General features: G+C 55.8%; 3 rRNA genes. All 3 read right to left on the bottom strand.

The features are described from left to right. Positions 1-34: 34 nt before the first annotated feature. Positions 35-151 (bottom strand): 5S ribosomal RNA (rrf, locus tag ET989_RS14545). A 122-nt stretch (positions 152-273) separates the two neighbouring features. Continuing rightward, positions 274-3,382 (bottom strand): 23S ribosomal RNA (locus ET989_RS14540). Positions 3,383-3,757: 375 nt separating this feature from the next. Further along, positions 3,758-5,274, bottom strand: a 16S ribosomal RNA gene (locus ET989_RS14535). Together the 16S, 23S and 5S rRNA genes form the textbook arrangement of a ribosomal RNA operon. Positions 5,275-5,542: the final 268 nt, after the last annotated feature.

The following is a 5,542-nucleotide window of genomic DNA, read 5'->3' as shown; positions in this document are numbered from 1 at the left end:
GGTTCGGGCCTTCTTGTTCACCCTGTTGGGGTGTGTTCGGCGGTGTCCTACTCTCCCACACCCCCTCGGGTGCAGTACCATCGGCGCTGCAAGGCTTAGCTTCCGGGTTCGGAATGGGACCGGGCGTTTCCCTTGCGCAATGACCACCGAAACATTCTTTGGTTGTCTTTCCCTACCGTTTGGGTGGGGGGACTCCAACGTGTTTGTTGGTTCAGATATCGTATAGTGGACGCGAGTGTTTGGAGACGTTTGTGTCACTTGTTTTGTTGGGTGTGTGACAAGCCCTCGGCCTATTAGTACCAGTCAGCTCCACACATTGCTGTGCTTCCACGTCTGGCCTATCAACCCCATGGTCTGTAGGGGGCCTTACCCACTCGATGGTGGTGAGAGTCCTCATCTTGAAGCGTGCTTCCCGCTTAGATGCTTTCAGCGGTTATCATTTCCCAACGTAGCCAACCAGCCGTGCCCTTGGCAGGACAACTGGCACACCAGAGGTTGGTCCGTCCCGGTCCTCTCGTACTAAGGACAGCCCTTCTCAAGACTCTAACGCGCGCAGCGGATAGGGACCGAACTGTCTCACGACGTTCTAAACCCAGCTCGCGTGCCGCTTTAATGGGCGAACAGCCCAACCCTTGGGACCGACTCCAGCCCCAGGATGCGACGAGCCGACATCGAGGTGCCAAACCATGCCGTCGCTATGGACGCTCGGGCAAGATCAGCCTGTTATCCCCGGGGTACCTTTTATCCGTTGAGTGACGGCGCTTCCACACGCCACCGTCAGATCACTAGTCCCGACTTTCGTCCCTGCTCGACATGTCTGTCTCACAGTCAAGCTCCCTTGTGCACTTACACTCAACACCTGATTGCCAACCAGGCTGAGGGAACCTTTGGGCGCCTCCGTTACCTTTTGGGAGGCGACCGCCCCAGTCAAACTACCCATCAGGCACTGTCCCTGAACCCGATCAGGGTCCGAGGTTAGATAACCAGAACGACCAGAGTGGTATTTCAACGTTGACTCCACCATCACTGGCGTGACAGCTTCAAAGTCTCCCACCTATCCTACACAAGTCGTACCGATCACCAATACCAAACTATAGTAAAGGTCCCGGGGTCTTTCCGTCCTGCTGCGCGTAACGAGCATCTTTACTCGTAATGCAATTTCGCCGAGTTCGTGGTGGAGACAGCGCCCAAATCGTTACTCCATTCGTGCAGGTCGGAACTTACCCGACAAGGAATTTCGCTACCTTAGGATGGTTATAGTTACCACCGCCGTTTACTGGGGCTTAAGTTCACCGCTTCGCTTGCGCTAACAGTTCCCCTTAACCTTCCAGCACCGGGCAGGAGTCAGTCCGTATACATCGTCTTTCAACTTCGCACGGACCTGTGTTTTTAGTAAACAGTCGCTTGGGCCTGGTCTCTGCGACCCTCCCCGCTTCCCACCGCAAAGGTGTTCACGGTTCAGGTCCCCCTTATCCCGAAGTTACGGGGGTATTTTGCCGAGTTCCTTCACCACGATTCTCTCGATCGCCTTGGTATTCTCTACCTATCCACCTGTGTCGGTTTGGGGTACGGGCGGCTCACAACTCGCTCACGAAGCTTTTCTAGGCAGCATAGGATCACCCACACCACCCCCAACGGGGCAGTGCCATCACGTCTCAGCCACACGTCGCACGGATTTGCCAATGCAACAGCCTACGCGCTTAGCCCACGACAACCATCGCGTGGGATGGGCTACCTTCCTGCGTCCCTCCGCAGCTTGCCTACTACCGGCTCAGGTCACAGACTCAACCACCCAACCACCCCGAAGGGTGACACGGACGGCCTTGCGTGCTTAGTATCACCGGCCTCGGCACGGGCGTTGCTTCGCCGGTACCAGAATATCAACTGGTTGTCCATCGACTACGCCTGTCGGCCTCGCCTTAGGTCCCGACTCACCCAGGGCAGATTAGCTTGACCCTGGAACCCTTGGATATTCGGCGGACGGGTTTCTCACCCGTCTTTCGCTACTCATGCCTGCATTCTCACTCGTGTGCACTCCACGACTGGGTCACCCCGCCGCTTCACCGCACACACGACGCTCCCCTACCCAACCACACACCTGGATCCAAAGATCAAGTACACGCATGGTTGCCACAGCTTCGGCGGACTGCTTGAGCCCCGCTACATTGTCGGCGCAGAATCACTTGACCAGTGAGCTATTACGCACTCTTTCAAGGGTGGCTGCTTCCAAGCCAACCTCCTGGTTGTCTTCGCAACTCCACATCCTTTTCCACTTAGCAGTCCCTTAGGGGCCTTAGCTGATGATCTGGGCTGTTTCCCTCTCGACTATGAAGCTTATCCCCCACAGTCTCACTGCCGCCCTTCACTTACCGGCATTCGGAGTTTGGCTGATTTTGGTAAGCTTGTGGGCCCCCTAGACCATCCAGTGCTCTACCTCCGGTAAGAAACAGGCGACGCTGCACCTAAATGCATTTCGGGGAGAACCAGCTATCACGGAGTTTGATTGGCCTTTCACCCCTATCCACAGCTCATCCCCTCGGTTTTCAACCCAAGTGGGTTCGGTCCTCCACGACGTCTTACCGTCGCTTCAACCTGGCCATGGATAGATCACTCCGCTTCGGGTCCAGACCCGGCGACTAAAACGCCCTATTCGGACTCGCTTTCGCTACGGCTCCCCCACACGGGTTAACCTCGCCACCGAGCACTGACTCGCAGGCTCATTCTTCAAAAGGCACGCCGTCACCCCACAAAGAGGCTCCGACGGATTGTAGGCGGTCGGTTTCAGGTACTATTTCACTCCCCTCCCGGGGTACTTTTCACCTTTCCCTCACGGTACTTGTCCGCTATCGGTCATCAAGGAGTATTTAGGCTTGACGGGTGGTCCCGCCGGATTCACACAGAATTTCAGGGGTTCCGTGCTACTTGGGGTAACGACCACGAGGGGAACACATACGCCTACACGACTGTCACGCACTATGGCCAACCTTCCCAGGCTGTTCGACTTCGCATTCCCTTTATCACTCGTCGGGAGATCAGCAGCTCTCCCAAGCCGGCCCCACTACCCCCAGCATGCAACGCCTGCCAGCTATCACACACACCAGGTTTGGCCTCTTCCGCTTTCGCTCGCCACTACTCACGGAATCACAATTGTTTTCTCTTCCTGTGGGTACTGAGATGTTTCACTTCCCCACGTTCCCTCCAACACCCCTATATATTCAGGATGAGGTCGCCCGACACAACTCGGGACATTCGAGGTTTCCCTATTCGGAGATCCACGGATCAAAGCTCGTTTACCAGCTCCCCATGGCTTATCGCAGGTTACAACGTCCTTCATCGGCTCTTGATGCCAAGGCATCCACCGACCGCCCTTAGTAGCTTGTCACCAAACAAAACGATCAACAAAATCTACAAAGATGCTCGCGTCCACTATACAATTCTCAAACAACAAACAAACACCAGAACACCCACCCCACACACGGGAGCAAGCACCCTGGCACCGTCACTTGCGACACCCACCACATTCATGGCGGAAGTCCCAGAACCCAACAACGTGCCACCGCCCAACCCCAACCAGAAACCCGGGCCCCTTCCACACCCCCCACAACAGGAGGTAGTACTAAACACCCGAACCCCAACCAGGATCCGACTCGGTCAATGCCTTCCACAAAAAGTCACCCCAGCCACCCACACCACACACGGGCATGAAAGCAGACGACCCCCCAGCAGTGACACCGGGTAGGCACATGAGGCTCCCTAGAAAGGAGGTGATCCAGCCGCACCTTCCGGTACGGCTACCTTGTTACGACTTAGTCCTAATTACCGATCCCACCTTCGACGGCTCCCCCCACAAGGGTTGGGCCACCGGCTTCGGGTGTTACCGACTTTCATGACTTGACGGGCGGTGTGTACAAGGCCCGGGAACGTATTCACCGCAGCAATGCTGATCTGCGATTACTAGCGACTCCGACTTCATGGGGTCGAGTTGCAGACCCCAATCCGAACTGAGACTGGCTTTACGTGATTCGCTCACCCTCACGGGATCGCAACACTTTGTACCAGCCATTGTAGCATGCGTGAAGCCCTGGACATAAGGGGCATGATGACTTGACGTCATCCCCACCTTCCTCCGAGTTGACCCCGGCAGTCTCCCATGAGTTCCCGGCATAACCCGCTGGCAACATAGGACGAGGGTTGCGCTCGTTGCGGGACTTAACCCAACATCTCACGACACGAGCTGACGACAGCCATGCACCACCTGCACACCAGCCCGAAGGAAACAACATCTCTGCTGTCGTCTGGTGCATGTCAAACCCAGGTAAGGTTCTTCGCGTTGCATCGAATTAATCCGCATGCTCCGCCGCTTGTGCGGGCCCCCGTCAATTCCTTTGAGTTTTAGCCTTGCGGCCGTACTCCCCAGGCGGGGCACTTAATGCGTTAGCTACGGCACGGAGAACGTGGAATGTCCCCCACACCTAGTGCCCACCGTTTACGGCGTGGACTACCAGGGTATCTAAGCCTGTTTGCTCCCCACGCTTTCGCTCCTCAGCGTCAGGAAATGTCCAGAGAACCGCCTTCGCCACCGGTGTTCCTCCTGATATCTGCGCATTCCACCGCTCCACCAGGAATTCCATTCTCCCCTACATCCCTCAAGTCTGCCCGTATCGAAAGCAAGCACACAGTTGAGCTGTGTGTTTTCACTCCCGACGCAACAAACCACCTACGAGCTCTTTACGCCCAATAAATCCGGACAACGCTCGCACCCTACGTATCACCGCGGCTGCTGGCACGTAGTTAGCCGGTGCTTCTTCTCCAGGTACCGTCAAATTCGCCCCTGGTGAAAGCGGTTTACAACCCGAAGGCCGTCATCCCGCACGCGGCGTTGCTGCATCAGACTTTCGTCCATTGTGCAATATTCCCCACTGCTGCCTCCCGTAGGAGTCTGGGCCGTATCTCAGTCCCAGTGTGGCCGGTCGCCCTCTCAGGCCGGCTACCCGTCAAAGCCTTGGTGAGCCATTACCCCACCAACAAGCTGATAGGCCGCGAGTCCATCCCCCACCGAAAAAACTTTCCACACACCCCCATGCGAGGACGCGTCATATGCGGTATTAGCAAGAATTTCTTCTCGTTATCCCACAGTGAAGGGCAGGTTACTCACGTGTTACTCACCCGTTCGCCACTAACCACCAAAACCGAAGTAAAAGTGATCCGTTCGACTTGCATGTGTTAAGCACGCCGCCAGCGTTCGTCCTGAGCCAGGATCAAACTCTCCATCGAAAAACCGAAAGAAAGCAATCACACTGACAAACCAACCCCAAAAGGGCCGGCAATCAATCAATCACTCAAAGAAACCACCAACAACCGTTGATGGCAACGAGGACACACAAACAACCAAAAGGTTACATGTGTGCAAAAAATATAGCCAACCAAACACCCCCGAAAGAGCAATCCAGCTGGCCACTGGCATTGACCTAAGCACGCTGTTGAGTTCTCAAACTTCCGACACACACCACACAAACCGCCCAATTCCTTGAAGCGATCCCCG

This window comes from Propioniciclava sinopodophylli, assembly GCF_004324755.1.
GTDB lineage: Bacteria > Actinomycetota > Actinomycetes > Propionibacteriales > Propionibacteriaceae > Propioniciclava > Propioniciclava sinopodophylli.
Note: the sequence above shows the minus strand (reverse complement) of the source record. Positions and strands in the feature narration are given on the sequence as shown.